This is a genomic window from Campylobacter sp. P0103 (assembly GCF_002139545.1).
In the GTDB taxonomy this organism is placed as follows: domain Bacteria; phylum Campylobacterota; class Campylobacteria; order Campylobacterales; family Campylobacteraceae; genus Campylobacter; species Campylobacter devanensis.
Genome location: NZ_MJKG01000004.1, coordinates 1 through 18,145, shown reverse-complemented (window position 1 = coordinate 18,145; position 18,145 = coordinate 1). Strand labels below are relative to the sequence as shown.

Genomic DNA, 18,145 nt, shown 5'->3' with positions numbered 1-18,145 from the left:
CCAAAAACTACTAAACTCTAAGTAAATTTATTCATTTCTTAAGGTAGTTAAAATATCTACATTACTAGCTTTTTTGGCTGGATAATATGATGATAGCAAAACAATTACTATCGCACCAATCAAAATCATTGCTAAATCACTTAAAGCTAACTCCATTGGTAATTTTGAGCTTCCATAAACATCAGCAGGTAAATTTACTATATCAAAGCTACCTAGCAACCATACTCCAAAAAGCCCCAAAATAAGACCAAAAATTATCCCGCTTCCTCCAATTACAACACCTTGAACAAAAAAACTTTTTTTAATCTCGCTTTTACTAGCACCAAGTGCAAGCAAAAGAGCAATCTCTTGACGACGATTCATCACAGTCATCAAAAGTGAGCTAATGATATTTAAACTAGCTACCAAAATAATAAGCATTAAAACAATAAAAAGCGCCCTTTTTTCTAGCTCTAAAGCACTAAAAAAATTACCATTTTGTTCCCACCATCCAATAGCTCTTTGACCTGGGGATAGATTTTGATTTAATTTGACAATATCACTCTTTGGATTATCTGAGTAGATATGAATTCCATCATATCTACCACTTTCATAGCCTAAAATTTTAGCCAAAGCATTAACATCTGTATAAGAATAAGCCTTATCATATGCGATTAATCCGGAGCTAAAATTAGCTACATAATTAAATCTTTTCATCGTTGGCATAGATACTAACCCGCCAGCACTAAGCTGCATAAATAGCATAGTAACCTTCTCATTAAGCGAAAGGGCAAAATCATCAGCAATTCCCTTGCCAAGAAGAATTTCAAAACCACTTGGAGTAGTATTGCTAAGTGCCTCTTTTACCACAGAGTTTATCTGTTTTTCATAATCAAAATTTACTCCAAACAATAGACCGCCTTCAAGCTTATTGCCATGTTTTACAATAGCTTGAGTAGAGATATATGGGCTAAATTTAAGCTCTTTAAACTGCTCTTTAAGCTTAGCTACATCGCTATCATCGATAGAGCCTTTCATATAGCTTATAATCGTGATTGGATAGTTCATAGTAAATAGCTTACGCTCAAATTCTTTATCAAAACCATTCATTATAGCCATAGCAATTATAAGCACCATAAGCCCAACACTAACCCCCAAAAAAGCTAAAATCGCCGATAGTGTGATAAATGGCTGAGACTTATCAAATCGTAGATATTTAAATAGCAGATACTTAACCACTAGGCAAAGACTCCGATTTTTGGCCCACTCTTACCACAACACTCTTTATATTTTAATCCACTACCACAAGGGCAAGGCGAGTTGCGAGATGGTTTTTTACCGGTTTTTAGGCTCTCTTTTGGCGTTTCTATATCTTTAGATTTTGGCTCTTGCGATGGCTCTTCTATTTTAAATTTAACCACCTGTAAGGCTCTTGCACTATCTGTTTTAAGCTTGCTCACAAGCTCCATAAATAGATTATAACTCTCTTTTTTATACTCTGTTAGGGGATCTTTTTGGTTATAGCCTCTAAGGCCGATTCCTGTTTTTAAGATATCCATTTGATATAGATGTTCTCTCCAAGCAGCATCTAAAATTTGAAGATATAGCAATTTTTCAATCCCTTTTCTTTGTTCAATATCTATTTGCGACATCTTTAGCTCATAATCAGCAGCTAATTTATCTATAATCAATCCTTTAAGCTCATTAAAATCAAGACCTTTAAGCTCATTTGGATCAATATCAATTAGACTATTTTCTTTTACCACAAGAGCTAATCTATTCGTATCAAAATCTTCGCTTAACCCACCTTCTATAACATCAGCCTCGCTTAACATCATTAATACTAAATCTTCTCTATTTGAGATTATTTTCTCTTTAAGATCGCTATTTGGGTCTAGTAGCTCATCTCTATATTTATATATAGTTTTTCTTTGTTCATTTGCTACATCATCATACTCTAAGACATGCTTTCTACTCTCAAAATGCAAGCTCTCTACTTTCTTTTGAGCATTCTCTACAGCACGAGTAACTAGCCTACTCTCTATGCTCTCACCCTCTTCTATACCTAATCTTTCCATAATAGCTTTTATCTTATCACTACCAAATATCCTAAGGAGATTATCTTCTAAGCTTAGATAGAATCTACTAATACCAGGATCGCCCTGACGACCAGCACGGCCCCTTAATTGATTATCTATACGGCGGCTCTCGTGCCTTTCTGTGCCTATGATATATAACCCACCAAGCGCTCTAACCTCATCATCGATTCTGATATCCACGCCACGACCAGCCATATTAGTTGCAATAGTTACAGCACCTTTGGCTCCAGCTTCGGCAATGATTTGCGCCTCTTTTTCATGGTTTTTAGCATTTAAAACTGAGTGAGCTATACGCTCTTTAACTAGCATTTTGTGAAATACTTCACTCTTTTCGATACTTGCAGTACCTACTAGCACTGGCTGACCTTTAGCATTTGCTATTTTTATCTCTTCTATTACAGCTTTAAATTTCTCATTTTCACTCTTATATATTAAATCATCTTTATCAACTCTTTTAATTGGTAGATTAGTTGGGATAGAGATTACATCTAAGTTATAAATTTGAGCAAATTCAGCTGCTTCAGTCTGTGCTGTACCAGTCATTCCAGCAATTGTTCCATACATCCTAAAGTAATTTTGAAAAGTGATATCAGCTAAAGTTTGGCTCTCTTCTTGGATTTTTACACCCTCTTTGGCCTCTAAGGCTTGATGAAGGCCTTCACTAAATCTCCTACCTTCGCTAAGTCTTCCTGTAAATTCATCTACAATTACTACGCCTTCATCACGAACTACATAGTGTACATCTTTTTCAAATAGATTATGAGCTTTAAGAGCTTGATCTAGATGGTGGCTTAAGATTGCATTTTCTAAATTATATAAATTTTCTACACCAAATAGCTGTTCAGCTTTAGCGATTCCAGCCTCAGTTATTATTATAGTTCTACTCTTTTCATCTACTATAAAATCCCCAGTTGGCTTATCTTGTGGTGTAGCAGCTGGCTCGCCTTTTACCATCGCTCTAGCCACTTCATCAGCTTTTATATACCCATCTAATGTGCGATTAGTAGGCCCTGAGATAATCAATGGAGTTCTAGCCTCATCTATTAAGATACTATCAACCTCATCTACAATTACAAAATTATGCTCTCTTTGCACCTTGCTAGATAGTTCAAATTTCATATTATCACGCAGATAATCAAAGCCAAATTCATTATTTGTACCATATGTAATATCAGCATCATATGAGGCTTTACGCTTTGTATCATCATACTCGCCACCTACTATAATACCAACACTAAGGCCTAAAAAATTATATATAGCACTCATTTGAGTAGCATCTCTTTTGGCTAAATAGTCATTTACTGTAACTACATGAACCCCTTTTTTATCCATAGCATTTAACACCACCGGCAAAGTCGCTACTAAGGTTTTGCCCTCACCAGTTTTCATCTCTGCAATCTTGCCTTCATTTAAAACCATACCGCCTATTAGTTGCACATCAAAGTGTCTCATATTTAAAACTCTTTTAGAGACCTCTCTAACAATAGCAAAAACATCATTTAATATGCTATCTTTAGTAACCTTACCATCTATTAAAGAGATTTGCAAAGTAATAAATTCGCCCCTTAATTCATCATCACTTAAGGCTTCATATTTTGATTCTAAGGCATTAATTTTGGCTACTCTTTTATAATATTTTTTAATCTCTTTATCATTTTTAGTTCCAAATATTTTTCTAGCTATGAATGAAAGCATATTATATCCTGTAGTTAAAATAAGTCGCTATTTTATCTAAAAATCCCTTAAATTTAAGCTTTTATTTGCTAAATTTAGCTAAAATCATCTATTTAAAATACTCAAATTTAAGGCAAAATATGAGAAAATTTATACTTGTTTTTATCCTATCTTTAAATCTTTTTGGAGCTAATGAGTTAACATTTAAAAGTTTAATTGGCGAATTTACTCAAACTATCACCAGTCAAGACCAAAAGATAATATATACTGGGTCGTTAGCTATTGATAGTGATTTTGGTGCATTTTGGCAATATAATACACCAATGCAAAAACTAATATATTTTAGCAATAATCAAGTTATTATCATAGAACCAGAATTAGAACAAGCCATAATTACTAACCTAAAAAGTTCTCCAGATATCACTAAAATACTAAAAAATGCCAAAAAGCTTAGCGATGATAATTTTCAAGCAGTTTATGAAGATGTAGTCTATGATATTATAACGCAAAACTCACTACCAAAACTCATTGCTTATGAGGATAAACTAGGCAATAAAGCTATAATTGAATTTACCCAAATAAGCAAAGATAAAATAATAAGCAAGGATATTTTAACGCCACAAATTCCAAGCAATTACGATATTATTAGCAATTAAAATTTTTATTAAAATCTACCATCTAAGAGTTGATTTTCAATCTTTGGTAAATTTGGCAAATTAGGCTGAGTTGAATCACCCTTGTTGTGCATATCTCTTATAGCATCAAGAATCTTTTGAACATTAGTTTCATCGACAAATTTGAGCCTAATGATATATATATCATCGATTGTTATAGAGTGCTTTTTATCTATATATTTTGTTAGAGTAGATTTAAAGCTCTCTTTGCCCTTTGAGGTCATAATATCTTCAGCATAAAAGCTACCTACAACAATATTTAAAGCATCATAAATAGGCGCTCTTGCCACATTATCATCTCTAGTTATAATCTCTAAATCCATTGATATTTTTTTAAGATTATTTACATCATATTTGGAGTATAAATCACTCTCAAACCCCTCTACACTCACCACATCACCAAAGCTAATTCCACATAAAATTAGCCAAAACATAAAAATTTTTTTCATATTCCTTCCTTTATAAAATTCTCTTTTTCATAAAACCTAGCTACGCATTTATCTATATTTACTACACTTTTTAGATATGAGTAAAAATCTCTTTTGCGTGTATAAATTATACTTAAATCATTCCAGCTAATTGCTCGTGATAGTGCTACATAAAGCTGTCCATTAGCAAAAATATTATTTAAATCACATACCAAACGCCTTATACTCATACCTTGTGATTTATGGATTGTAATAGCGTAGGCTAATTTTAGTGGAAACTGAGTAAATTCAGCCCGCAATTTCTCTTTTATACCGCCTTCATCATCTTTTTCATACTCAAAAAGTGAATATGTAAATGGCTCTACATCGGCTATATTTCCGCTATCTTTTAGTACACTTATGCTAACTACCACGCCATTATCATCTTTATTAATATTTTTGATAATGCCTTGTTCGCCATTATAATACTCGCCCCATTTATTACATAAAAACATAACTCTAGCACCAATTTTTATCTTAAGCTCACTTAAGACATTTAGATTATTTATCCATTTAGTATAAGCATCGTTTTGCAGTGTCTCATCATAAACTCTACCACTTGCACTTATAGTTTCAAGCTGATTTGGAATCTGGGCTAATTTTTTAGCATTTAATGCATCAGCTTCAGCATTTCTACCATATAAAATTACGCTATCTTTGGCAATCTCATTTGTAATTTTTGAGCTTAGTTTTTTGTAAATTTCAGCATCAATATTTCCTAGTCTAATGCGTGAAAGCATAGAATAAAACTGAGTATCTGATGTACGCTTAGATATTACCAATTCAATATTTTTAAATTTAAAATTATACCAAGCTGTCGAGTCAAATGCATAGTTAAATTTTATTAATGTCATATCATCTTTTTGGCGTTTAATAGGTGGGAGCTGATAAAAATCCCCTACAACCATAAGCCGCCCTTTAAATTCACCCTGCATCAGACGCAAAGATATCATCTCCATCAATTCAGCACTTACCATAGATATCTCATCAATTATCAAAAGATCGATATTTTTGATAATATCAAATAACTCTTTTAACTTTGATTTTTGCTTAAGATCAAGAGCTTTTAGCTCCATATGATTAGCACAAAGCCCAAATTTAAAAAAGCTATGTATAGTCACCCCACCGATCCCAACAGCACTAATCCCAGTGCTACCAAGTGCTACAATATTCTTACCATTATCTTTATAAATTCGCATAATCTCTTTGGTGGTATAGCTCTTGCCTACTCCGCCACCACCAGTTAAAAATAGATTATTATCCCTAAGAAGCTCTATAATACAATTTAACAAACTATTTATCCTATTTTTGTTAGAATTATACCCAAAAAATATTAAGGATAAAGATGAAAAATTCACTACTATTTCTAATAATTTTTATATTTTTGGGCTGCGCTAAACAGAGCTATACGCTAAATGAGTTAAATTTAAGGCTTGATTTGGATTTTAATCAAAGTGCAAATATCCTACCTGATACCACTCTAAACTTCAAATCAAATAATAATGAATTAATCAATAGATATTTTAGCGTTTGGGATAGCGGATTTGATGTGGATATAAATGAGGCTATGTGGGCGTTTAATACCTACACTTATGATAAGCAAAAATATTATGGAGAGAGCCATATCTTGCGTGATCAAGAGTGGTTTGATAGACACAGACAAAATGCGAATTTCGCAGCTTATAAAAGAGTTTTAAAACCTGCAATAATCCTTAGAGATACCGCCGTTAGGAGTTTTCCTACCAAAGAGAGACTATTTTTGGATAGTAGGCCAGGCGAGGGATATCCATTTGATTACTTACAAGATTCAAATTTAGAAGCCTTTCATCCAGTTTTGGTATCACATTTTAGCCTTGATGGTGCGTGGGCATTTATCCAAAGCGACTCATTTACCGGCTTTGTAGCCAGTAACGATATCAAGATTCTAAACAAAAAAGAGGCTAATGAGTTTAGAAAATCCAAATTTGGCATATTTATCAAAGATAGAGTCGCTATAAAAGATCAATCTAATAAATTTCTATTTTACTCAAGAATCGGCGGCCTAGTCCCATATACAAAGATTGAAAATGGCAACTTCATCACCCCACAAGGCTATAAAATCAGCCAAGATATCGCCACTATAAATTTAGAGCTAAACTCCAAAAACGCTAAACTAATATTAAATGAGATGATAGGGATGAATTACGGCTGGGGCGGACTCGATGAGCTTAGAGATTGCTCTGCTTTTACCAAAGACTATTTTGCTAGTTTTGGAATTTGGCTACCACGAAACTCCAAACAACAATCCCAAATCGCTCAAATAATAGATTTAAAAGAGTTATCAGATGAAGCCAAAAAGGCCAAAATAGTTGAATTTGGCATGCCTTATGCTACGCTTTTGTATATGCGTGGCCATATCATGCTCTACACCGGCGTAGTAGATGGCAAAATCAGCGTTACTCACGCTTCATGGGGTTTAAAAACCAAAAACAACTCTAGAGCAATCATAGGTCGCACAGCTATAACTGATATCGAGATTGGCAAGGATAGAAGTGATATAAAAGCGCTTTTATTAAGCCTTGTAGAGTCTATGAATATCTTAACCCCAAATCCAAAACTAGCCCTACAAAATAGTTATAATATCAAATTTCAAAACAATAATATAATATTTGCCAACAACTCATATATGCCATATGAGATAGGTAGTAGCGATATTTTAAATAACCCAAGTATAAAAGATATGTTTGCTCTAAACTACCCGCTTTTAAAGCCTTTAAACTCTCAATTAATAGACGCTGGACGGATAAGAAACGAGCAGTTTTTTAACGCAATTTATGGCGATAGCAAAGAAGCAGTAGAGGCTAATCTAAGTGAAGTAATCTGGCTAAAAAATAGCCTAAACCAAAAGATCAAATTCAACTCCATCAATGGCGCAGCCAAAGCACTACAAAAAGTCAGCGATGAGCTTGATATATTGGTAAAAAATGAGCCAAATTTGATTATCTATCTTCAAGATATTGGTGGAACATTTAAATATAGAAATATAGCCCAAACCAACAGACTATCACCGCATAGCTGGGGAATCGCTATAGATATAAATGTAGCAAATAGCCACTACTGGCTATGGAGTAAAGATGGCTATCAAAACAAAATTCCATATAAAATAGTAGAGATATTTGAAAAAAATGGATTTATCTGGGGCGGCAGATGGGAGCATTTTGATACAATGCATTTTGAGTATCGCCCCGAATTTGCCGCCTTAGGGATTAATTAAATATAGGCAATCCCATCATTGCTGAAATTATAAAGGCATTTATAATATCTATGAAAAACGCCCCAACCAATGGAATAACGATAAAAGCCATATGGCTTGGGCCATAATGTTTTGTTACCGTTTGCATATTTACGAGTGCCGTAGGCGTAGCACCAAGACCAAATCCACAATGCCCAGCCGATAGCACAGCCGCATCATAATTCTTACCACAAAATCTAAAAGTGATAAATATAACATATAATATCATAAGGATAATTTGAACTATAAGAATTGTTAGCATTGGAAGTGCTAGTGAGATAAGTTGAGCTATATTGATAGTCATCAAAGCAAATGCCAAAAATAGAGATAAACTCACATTGCCAATCACAGAGACTTCACGATCAAATACTGTGTGAATTTTGGTTGCTGATAGGATATTTCTAAGCACAGCACCAGTAAGCAAACACCAAACAAATGTAGGCATAGTTACAAATGTAACAATTTTTTTAAGCTCAGTCCCCACTAGCAAACATATAGCAATCAACGCCAAAGACTCCACAAATGAAGAAGATGTTATCAATCTTCGTTTTTCAGGCTTTTCAAAAAGAGTTGGATCGACCTTTTCTTCTAAGTGATGTCCGCTTAGACTGTTTTTCACAACCAAATATCTAGCCACAGGCCCACCTATGATTCCGCCTGCTATCAAACCAAATGTAGCCGCCGCCATCGCTACTTCCATAGCTGGAGCGTAGTTATAAGGCTCTTTGATAAACTCAGCCGCCCACGCTGCACCCGTACCATGCCCACCACTCATTGTGATAGATCCTGATAGCATCCCTATAATAGGATTTTCACCCATTGCCAAAGCCACACCGATACCGGCTAAATTTTGTAAAATCAATAATCCAGTTACAATAAATAAAAATCCGATAATTACCTTTCCACCCTTTTTAAAAGAGGCGAAATCCGCACTAAGACCGATAGTAGCATAAAAGGCAAGCATTAATGGATCTTTAAGCGAACCATCAAAATTAAAGCTAATCCCAATATATTTATTAGCTATAAATAACAAAATAGCCACAATAATCCCACCCACAACTGGCTCAGGAATATTATAAACTCTTAGGAATTTAACATGTTTGATGATGAAAGTACCTAATAACAAAACAAAAACCATCGCACAAAGAGTGGAGTAAAAATTGAGTGTAATTTCCATTTAAATCCTTAAAATTTAATATTAATACCTATTATATTTAATTTATTTAAACAATAAAGCATTTATGAGAATTTTTGATAATAGCCAATACCCAAATTCTCACTACTAATATCTATTCCCATGCCTTAGCTAGAGATCTTTTTATTGGAGTTTAAATACATTATCAAAAAAGTCAGCAACCATTAAGGTTACCAAAACCTTATCAATCGGCATAGTTACATCGCATTTTGTACTCCAGAATATATCAGCATTAGGATCAGCAACTGCTTCTATAATTTCCATAGCTTCGGCTATATCGCTCATCGGACAATCAGGATGTATAGTAAAATTAACTATAGCGCCCATTGTGCCTTTTATATCTATACCACCTAAAAGCGGAGATTGCATAGCTGATTTTAAGGCTTCTTGAGCTGCCTTCTCGCCTTGAGCCTCACCAATACCCGTCAAGAAACATTCTACACTACTCATAATGGTTATAATATCAACAAAATCAATATTGATATCGTACTCACTATGACTAAGAAATATAGAGCTTATACCATTGACTGCACTCGCTAAAATAGTATCAAATGATTCAATGTTATCTTTTGGGTCAGCTTTACTATCTGTGATATCACTTAATTTCTCATTTGAGATAACTACAACGCCATCGCACATTTTTTTAAGCTCATTAATATTTTTAGTAACAAGTTGAATTTGTTCACTATTTTTAAATTTAAATGGAGTGGTTACTATAGCTATGCTAGTTTGGTAAATATAATTAGTGGAGTAAAAATTGAGTGTAATTTCCATGTTACCACCTTAAATTTAAATTAGATTTATAATTATATTCAGTTTAGCTTAAATAAAAGGTAGATTTTGGAATTTGTAGTTAAATTTAAGTTATAAATAAAAGATAGATTTAAGAGTTGGTGGCCAAATTTAAGCTTGACCACCAATAAAGGGGCTAAATTTATTAATCTAATTGGTGACGACTAATTGTTGGAATATCTAAATCATCGCTACTAATATTTAAATCCAAACCTGAAACTCTACGATAACTAAATATACTCTCTTTTGGCTCTTCAGCTTTTACTGGAGTACTCTCTTTAGTAGCTGCTACTGTAGTTGCATTAGCAGTAGCGGTAGATGGTTGAAGTTTAGCTACATTGCTATCTGAAAAACCAGTAGCTACTAAAGTTACTAAAACTTTATCAACTGGCATATTTATATCACATTTTGTACCCCAGAATATATCTGCATCAGGATCAGCAGCTGCTTCAATAATCTCCATCGCCTCAGTCATATCGCTCATTGGACAATCTGGATGAATGGTAAAATGTACAATAGCACCCATCGCACCTTTTATATCCATATCATCTAATAATGGAGATTGCATAGCTGATTTTAAGGCTTCTTGAGCTGCGCCATCACCTTGAGCTTCTCCTACCCCCATAAGTGATAGACCTCTATGACTCATAGCAGTTTTTACATCAGCAAAGTCAAGATTAATATCACTCTCACCATGACTAAGAACGATTGAACTCATACCATTTACTGCACGCGCTAAAATACTATCTACAATTTTAAAGCTATCTTTAATTCCAGCTTTTCTATCTACTATATTACTTAATTTCTCATTTGGTACAACTACTACGCTATCGCACTCTTTTTTAAGCTCGTTTATACCCTCAACTGCTAAGCGCATTCTCTTGCTACCTTCAAATTTAAATGGGGTAGTTACTACAGCAATAGTTAGCGCACCAATCTCTTTAGCAGCTTGAGCTACAATAGGAGCTGCGCCAGTACCGGTACCACCGCCAAATCCAGAAGCGATAAATACAATATCAGAATTTTCTAATGTTGTTTTAATATCTTCATAACTCTCCATTGCAGCCTCTTTGCCTACAGTTGGTTGCATACCAGCACCTAAGCCTCTAGTTTTTTTCTCACCTAGTTGAATTTTATTTGGGGCTGCTGAACTATCAAGTGCTTGCGCATCTGTGTTGGCTACAATTAAATCCACAGTTTTCATACCATCTTCGTTATGTATACCTTCTCTAATGATATGATTAATCATATTACCGCCGCCGCCGCCGACACCTACAACCTTAATCTTTGCACCATAAACATTTTGTTTCTCTTCTACTGTAAAACCACTCATCACAAGCCCCTTTTTAAAATAAATTTTTTAAATAGTTCATAAATTTAGAGACAGAATTGACCTTTTCTAGGGCAATATTCTCTTTTAGGACATCTTTGTCGCCATTATCATCAATTTTAAGATCTAGTTCCATTTTTTGCTTAGGCTGAACTTTAGGCATAACATCATCAAAATTAGCTGAATTATTACTTGGAATAGTCTGCGGGATATGCTCATCAAATTCTTTAGTTTCCACAAATGGATTTGGTCTTAATACTATCTCATCTTTGTGGCGTAGCTTTCGCTCAGAGTCTATTTCATATGGAGTAAAATATCCAGCACCATATAGACAAAGTCCAATTGCGCATGAATTTGCTGGGTCTTGAAAGACATCAATAGAACCGCTAAACTCTCTTGGTCTAGCAATTCTAACAGGCATATTATCAAATATTGCAGTAGCTAACTCTCTAAGCCCTTCTATCTTAGCCATACCACCAGTTAGCACAATACCGGCTGAAGCATACTCTTTATATCCACTCTCGCTAAGCATCTTAGCAAGTATCATTAAAGCCTCTTCAACACGCATATATATAACATTTATTATTACACTAATATCTACTTCGTGACTAGAGTTCTCATCTCCTAAATCAGGCAATACTATTAGCTCGTTACTTCTAGGCTTTAATGTGCCATATTTTATTTTTACTTCTTCAGCTACTGCTGGTGGAGTGTGAAGTACTGTAGATATATCAGTGGTTATGTTTAAACTTCCAACTGATAAAAAATCATTATATCTAATTGAATTTCCTGAGTGAATCACCATATTACAGCTAGAACCACCTAGATCAATTAATACTGTACCTAAAGCTTTTTCATCTTCATTTAATGTAGAAATTGCCGAAGCATATCCGGATAATACAATATTATCAGCTTTTAATCCAGCTTTTTCTATCGCTTTTCGTAAATTCATAATAGCGGATTTTTGCACAGCAATGATATGAGCTTGCACCTCTAGCCTAGTACCATTCATACCAAGTGGATCTTCTATATTGTCTTGTTCATCTACTTTAAAATTATATGGTAAAGTATGCAAAATTTCATAATCGTGTGGAATTTTTACCTTATATTCAGCTGAACTAATAGCGCGCTCAATCTGCTTGATTGTTACTTCTTTTTCAGGAATATTTACCACATCTTTACAATTAATATTTTTTGCATCTTTACCAGATATTGAGACTATAACTTTATCAAATTTAATTCCAGCTGTCCGTACTACGCTGCTTACGACTGATTTTATAGAATTTGAAGCTAATTCGATATTTGTGATTGAGCCCTTTTTTAGTCCTTGGGATTTGATAGTTCCCATACCGATAACTTTTATAGTATTTTCTAATGACCTTGGCTCGTGTTCTACCATCACAGCGCAAATCTGCGTAGAACCGATATCAATACCTAAAATTTTAGTTCCCACGACTACTGACCTTTGTAATATTGTTCTATCTTATATCTATGCTGAAGTGATGAGAGTAAATCATCTATTAGCTGTTCATTTTTAATATTATAAGCACTATTGCTTAATAAATTTTCATATTGCGATATATCATTAGCATTTGCTAATTTTTGATCTGTGATCTTATATATTATAGCTTTATTACCTACAATTATATAGCCATCTTTTACATTTCTTGCAAAGATTGAATTTATAAACTCACTCACTTCATTTTCATTTAATCCATCAATCTGCGGCATAGAATCCCTAGATACAAATCCAATATCTTTACCACTAAAATTATCTAAAGCTCTCTTGGCCTTAATCTCTAGGCTATCTTTTAGTTTATTATCTATATACTCATCTATTATTAACTCTCTAGCCTCTTCATAATTCATAGGCTTTGGCAAATCTTTAGAATCCAATCTTGATATCAGATATCCGTCTTGATAGTTCATTCTATATTTAACTGGCTTTATATATTCGCCGATTTGAGTATTTTTCAGCTCTTGTGCTTCAAATTCATAATCATCATCTAAGGCAATTAGATCAAATTCAAGCTCCACTTCACCTTTTTTGGCTTTTAGATATTCGCTTAAGGCTAATTTTCTTGTTTGTCTCATATCGTAATCATCTTTTACACGCTCTTTTGCCGCTTCAAAGCTTAAAATTTTATCAAATCCATCTCTATACTGAGCTCTATTTTCTTCATAATACTCTTGTAATAAGGTTAAATTCTCATCGCTTACAACTTTTGGGATGAATTTGCCTTTGAGATTGTATTTTGTCTGGGTTAGATATTTATCTTTATTTTTTTCCCAGATTGATTTTAGCTCATTTTCATCTACTTTTATACTATTTCTATCTAGGGAAATAATCTGCGCAGATACCTTATCTTGCATAAAGTAGCTAGCTGCTAACATATCTAAATCTTTATCGCTAACATCAACTCTAATAGCACTAAAAAGCTTCTTCAGTAACAGACTATTAGCTAAATTTTGTTCATAATCTTTTGGTGAAATTCTAGCCTGTTTTAATGCATTTTCGTATTTTGTTTTATCAAATTTGCCATCAGTCAAAAAACTAGCATCACTCATTAAAGCTAAAATTATCTCTTCCTCAGAGATGCTTAACCCTAGTTCATCAGCATAACTTAACATAATATTATCTTGGATTAATCGTTGCAATACAATCTTATCAAGCCCCATTTGTTCGGCTTGTTCTTTGCTAAATTTGCCATTAGAAGCATTGATATAATACTCATACATAGTACCATATTTTTGTTGAAATTCACCAATTGAAATATTTCTATTTCCAACTTTAGCTACCGATTTAGCACGATTGGTATTCATATCATAGGCACCCCAACCTACAAATCCAGCACCAACAAAAGCTATAGTGCTAACCCAAATCGTAACAACTAAATATTTCTTGTGTTTTTGCATCCAAGTTATCATCAAATCACCTTTTTTCTAAAGGCTTTATTTTAGCAAAAATTGCTTTTAAATTACCTTAAAATCAACATTAAAATCAAATTTTTCTTAAAGTTAATTTACCCAAAAATCAACTTGCAAATCCATTTGAAAAATTTAATAGTTTGCAGCTATTTTCTAAAAGCGCTATTGATTTAGCCAAATCATGTGCAGTTCTTTCATAAAGATAAACTCCATAACCTTTGATAACTACGATATTTGTACGCTTTTCTATCATATAGCGATAAATTTCTGATGGCGCTCTTTCATACCAATCATCAAATCTTTTTGGATCATAAATAAAAATATTACCAAATTTCATATAGCCAAAATAATCTTTTGGCTCCAAAAATGAATGATTTATGCTATAAGCAGTAATAAATGGTGGCATTGAATAGCAGACGTATTTTGCCTCAGCTATATTTTTGTAGATATTTAGATGGATATCAGCATCTATGCTTGCATCATTCCATCTATAATCTTTTTTAGAATATAAAAGTGTCAAATCATTATCATTTAGTCCATCAAAAATCGCATCTTTTTTATTAATAACAAATTGATTATGCTCAATTCTTGCCGATATTGAGCCGTGAAAAATACCTAGAAAATTCTTTTTAAACATCGATGCTGAGATTTTTTTAATCTCGCTGATTGAATACTCTATATTCATAACTCTTCCTAAAATTTGCACAAAAATTACAACATTATACCAAATTATAAGGCTCTATTCATTAAATTTATGATAAAATTTTTGCTAAATTTATTAAAGGCAAACTTTTGAATTCTATCCATATTCCTGTTTTACTTAACGAAGTTGTTGAAGCTTTTAGAGATATTAATGATGGTGTTATATTAGATTGCACGCTAGGCTATGGTGGTCACTCAAAAGCTTTGCTTGATACCTTGCCAAATATCAAAATAATAGCCTGTGACCAAGATGATATGGCGATCTCTTATTGCACGAATAAATTTAAAAATTACACAGATAGAATTCAAATCTACAAAAGCAACTTTAGCCAAATTTTACAAAAAATTCCACAAGAAAATATAAGAGCTATTCTAGCTGATATCGGCGTTAGCTCACTTCAATTAGATTTAAATGAACGTGGATTTGCCCTTAAAAGCGATATTCTTGATATGAGAATGGATAGCTCAAATCAGCTTGATGCAAAAACTATAGTAAATAATTATAGTCAATCTCAACTTGAAAAGATATTTTATGAATATGGCGAGCTACCAAATGCTAAGAGTATAGCTAATAAAATTATTATTGCTAGGCAAAATAAAGAAATAAGCTCAGCTAAAGAACTAGTCCAAATCATTGGCAATTCAAATTTACAAAATCGATCTGTAAGTATATCTACTTTAGCATTTCAAGCAATTAGAATAGAGGTAAATAAAGAACTAGATGTGCTAAAAGAGTTATTAAATTCGATCCAAAACTCAGCCATAAATCACGCAAGAGTAGCAATAATAAGCTTTCACTCACTTGAAGATAGAATAATAAAAGATAAATTTAAATCTTGGCAATCAAGTTGTATATGTCCATCTGAGGCTATGCGCTGCGAGTGTGGCAATAACCATTCTATTGGCAAAATTATCACCAAAAAGCCAATCACGCCAAGTGCTCAAGAGATAAAAGCAAACTCAAGGTCAGCATGTTCAAAAATGAGAATCTTTGATATCAAGAGGCAAAGATGACTGATAAAGAAAACCTACTCCAAAGCAACACTCGTAGAGTTAAAAATGAAGAGAATTTAAGCTTTAAGAGATTAATTATTGGATATATAATTTTATTTATTATTCTTATAATTACTATACCAAAAGTATATTTTAGTAATGAAATTTACTATACTAGCAAAGATATTGCCGAACTAAAAAGTAAGCTAAATGTACTAAAAGAAGAACATAAACTACTAAAAAGAGATTTGGAATTTATAAGATATAAAAATCAAATTATAGATAATATGAGCGACTAATGCAAAAAGTGGTTAAATTTCTAAACCACTACGACCCATCGTGGTTTGCGCTAAATTACTCAATTAAGGCAACTATATCAATCTTAATCTGCGGCTTTGCGGGGAATTTTTTTGGTGGATTTTTAGGAATGGTATATGCTGCAAATTCATCTATGATAATATTTTTTTTAGCTTCTCTTGATGGTAGCACAAAAATTAAAATTTACTACTTCTTATTATATATTATACTTGGAATTTTTGCAATTTTATTTGTAAGTACTATTTTTAAATTTAGCTGGCTATTTTGCTTTTTTACGCTAATTTGGATGATGTTTGTAGGGTTTAGCACTCTTTTTAATCAAAATTTAAATAAAATACTTACAATTGTAAATGCTACTGGGCTTCTTACTATCATTGCTTCAAACCAATCTAGCTGGAATCTTGCAGACTCTTTAGAAAGCTTTATAGCTGGGAGTATAATTGCTATTGCTTTTAGGCTTACACGCTTTGGCACATATGGTAAATTTACTAAAAAATCTTGCACAATGGTGCTTGATGATTTAATTAATATGAGCCAAAATATTAGTGATAAGGAATTTTTAAATTTAGCTAAACAATGCGATGAGCATATCAACGAAATTAAAAAAGTATTTACCCATAAAAGCTCCACTATAAAAGATGCTCGCCTAATCATTCACCACTCACGGGCAATTTTTTACCTATATAAATTAGAAGATATTTATCATCTACTTGTTGCTATGCAAAGGTATTTTAAATCTATAAAAAATCCAAATTTATTAAATGCTCTAAATAGCGAAATTACAAACAATTTAATTCAATTAAAAAATATATTTATAGATAAAAACAGCATATTAAAAATAGATGCTCTTAAATTAGCCAGGCAAAGTGATTATGAGATTTTTAAGGCATCTTTAGAGGTTTTATACTCCAAATTTGAACTAATAAAAGATGGCGGTGAAGATAAAATTGCTCTTGAATTTAAAGAAAAAAAGAGTCTAAAAAAGGCAATAAAAGATATAACTTTACATAATCCAATAGTACAAAATTCCTTACGCCTAGCTATTGGTGTAAGCATTGCTATTATCATCGCTAGTTTTGGTGATGTACATAATGGAGTTTGGATCGCAATTGGTGTAATAAGCATGAGCAAAGATAGCTCATATATGACTAAAATTACTGGAATTGCCAATATAAAAGGTGCATTAATTGGCATTACATTAGCATTTGTTTTAATTCATATAGTAGTAAATGAGAATCTATTTGCTCTATTTTGTGTAGTTTGTATTTTTCTAGCCTTTTATTTTAAAAATTTTCCACCAGCCTATGCTATGGCAGCTTTTATGTGTGCATTTACTATGGTATATTCTCTTATTTTAGGTAATGCAATAAGCGTAGTATATATTAGAATTATCGATATTTTAATTGGATTTATCCTATCATTTGTCGCAGCATTTATACTATTTCGCCATACTAATGAGATCAAGCTTAGTAATAGCTATATCAATCTTTTACCTAAATTTAAAAATCTTAGTAATAGCGTTATCCAAGGCAGATTTTCAATAGAACAAAATGCGATATCAAATAGCCTTACCAATTATCACAACACAATTACCCAAAGCGATAGAAACAAAGAGTTAAAGCGATATCTTGAAATTTATAAAAATCTTCATGATATTAGCTCGCTACTTAGTAATCTTAAAGTTTATACCGATTCACTCAAACAATCAAATAAACTAATTACT

15 protein-coding genes are annotated in these 18,145 nt (G+C 32.8%); 5 read left to right on the top strand and 10 right to left on the bottom strand.

Annotation, left to right across the window (positions count from 1 at the left end):
* Positions 1-27: 27 nt before the first annotated feature.
* Both CIGNP103_RS05260 and secA read right to left on the bottom strand, forming a co-directional pair.
* Positions 28-1,218: an ABC transporter permease gene (locus CIGNP103_RS05260; protein ID WP_086224818.1), complete on the bottom strand. Its 1,191-nt coding sequence runs from the start codon at positions 1,216-1,218 to the stop codon at positions 28-30.
* Positions 1,218-3,773 (bottom strand): preprotein translocase subunit SecA, encoded by a 2,556-nt coding sequence (gene secA, locus CIGNP103_RS05255; RefSeq protein ID WP_086252344.1) that lies wholly within the window; start codon positions 3,771-3,773, stop codon positions 1,218-1,220. The genes CIGNP103_RS05260 and secA overlap by 1 nt, the downstream gene beginning before the upstream one ends.
* A 119-nt stretch (positions 3,774-3,892) precedes the next feature.
* On the opposite strand from secA, the gene lolA reads away from it, so the two are divergent.
* On the top strand, positions 3,893-4,408 hold the full coding sequence (gene lolA, locus CIGNP103_RS05250) for a LolA-like outer membrane lipoprotein chaperone (protein ID WP_086228147.1): 516 nt from the start codon (positions 3,893-3,895) through the stop codon (positions 4,406-4,408).
* 8 nt (positions 4,409-4,416) lie between these two features.
* Here lolA and CIGNP103_RS05245 read toward each other — a convergent pair whose 3' ends face one another.
* Both CIGNP103_RS05245 and CIGNP103_RS05240 read right to left on the bottom strand, forming a co-directional pair.
* Positions 4,417-4,875: a hypothetical protein gene (locus CIGNP103_RS05245; protein WP_086235903.1), complete on the bottom strand. Its 459-nt coding sequence runs from the start codon at positions 4,873-4,875 to the stop codon at positions 4,417-4,419.
* Positions 4,872-6,185: an ATP-dependent DNA helicase gene (locus CIGNP103_RS05240; RefSeq protein ID WP_086268708.1), complete on the bottom strand. Its 1,314-nt coding sequence runs from the start codon at positions 6,183-6,185 to the stop codon at positions 4,872-4,874. The genes CIGNP103_RS05245 and CIGNP103_RS05240 overlap by 4 nt, the downstream gene beginning before the upstream one ends.
* 53 nt (positions 6,186-6,238) lie before the next feature.
* On the opposite strand from CIGNP103_RS05240, the gene CIGNP103_RS05235 reads away from it, so the two are divergent.
* Complete coding sequence (locus tag CIGNP103_RS05235) at positions 6,239-8,146, top strand: bifunctional C40 family peptidase/M15 family metallopeptidase (RefSeq protein ID WP_086268707.1); 1,908 nt, start codon at positions 6,239-6,241, stop codon at positions 8,144-8,146.
* On the opposite strand, the gene gltS is transcribed toward CIGNP103_RS05235, so the two are convergent.
* The 6 genes from gltS to CIGNP103_RS05205 all read right to left on the bottom strand — a co-directional run bounded on the left by gltS (position 8,139) and on the right by CIGNP103_RS05205 (position 15,094).
* Positions 8,139-9,341 (bottom strand): sodium/glutamate symporter, encoded by a 1,203-nt coding sequence (gene gltS / locus CIGNP103_RS05230; protein ID WP_086241024.1) that lies wholly within the window; start codon positions 9,339-9,341, stop codon positions 8,139-8,141. The genes CIGNP103_RS05235 and gltS overlap by 8 nt on opposite strands.
* Before the next feature lie 141 nt (positions 9,342-9,482).
* The gene (locus CIGNP103_RS05225) at positions 9,483-10,133 is read right to left on the bottom strand and encodes a hypothetical protein (protein ID WP_086241023.1); all 651 of its coding nucleotides are present in this window, start codon (positions 10,131-10,133) and stop codon (positions 9,483-9,485) included.
* A 163-nt stretch (positions 10,134-10,296) separates the two neighbouring features.
* Positions 10,297-11,484: a cell division protein FtsZ gene (gene ftsZ, locus CIGNP103_RS05220; RefSeq protein ID WP_086224826.1), complete on the bottom strand. Its 1,188-nt coding sequence runs from the start codon at positions 11,482-11,484 to the stop codon at positions 10,297-10,299.
* Positions 11,485-11,497: 13 nt separating this feature from the next.
* Entirely contained in the window at positions 11,498-12,934 is a 1,437-nt protein-coding gene (gene ftsA, locus CIGNP103_RS05215; RefSeq protein WP_086235898.1) for a cell division protein FtsA, read from the bottom strand.
* 2 nt (positions 12,935-12,936) lie between these two features.
* Entirely contained in the window at positions 12,937-14,409 is a 1,473-nt protein-coding gene (locus tag CIGNP103_RS05210; protein ID WP_086241022.1) for a peptidylprolyl isomerase, read from the bottom strand.
* Between the two features lie 106 nt (positions 14,410-14,515).
* Entirely contained in the window at positions 14,516-15,094 is a 579-nt protein-coding gene (locus tag CIGNP103_RS05205) for a class II aldolase and adducin N-terminal domain-containing protein (protein WP_086226298.1), read from the bottom strand.
* Positions 15,095-15,201: 107 nt separating this feature from the next.
* Between CIGNP103_RS05205 and rsmH the strand changes: the two genes are divergently transcribed.
* The 3 genes from rsmH to CIGNP103_RS05190 form a co-directional block, all read left to right on the top strand.
* The gene (gene rsmH / locus CIGNP103_RS05200) at positions 15,202-16,125 is read left to right on the top strand and encodes a 16S rRNA (cytosine(1402)-N(4))-methyltransferase RsmH (protein ID WP_086268706.1); all 924 of its coding nucleotides are present in this window, start codon (positions 15,202-15,204) and stop codon (positions 16,123-16,125) included.
* Positions 16,122-16,403: a hypothetical protein gene (locus CIGNP103_RS05195; protein WP_086268705.1), complete on the top strand. Its 282-nt coding sequence runs from the start codon at positions 16,122-16,124 to the stop codon at positions 16,401-16,403. Before rsmH ends, CIGNP103_RS05195 begins: the two co-directional genes overlap by 4 nt.
* Positions 16,403-18,145 (top strand): FUSC family protein (locus CIGNP103_RS05190; protein ID WP_086268704.1); only part of this gene is annotated, 1,743 nt, incomplete at its 3' end. The genes CIGNP103_RS05195 and CIGNP103_RS05190, both read left to right, overlap by 1 nt.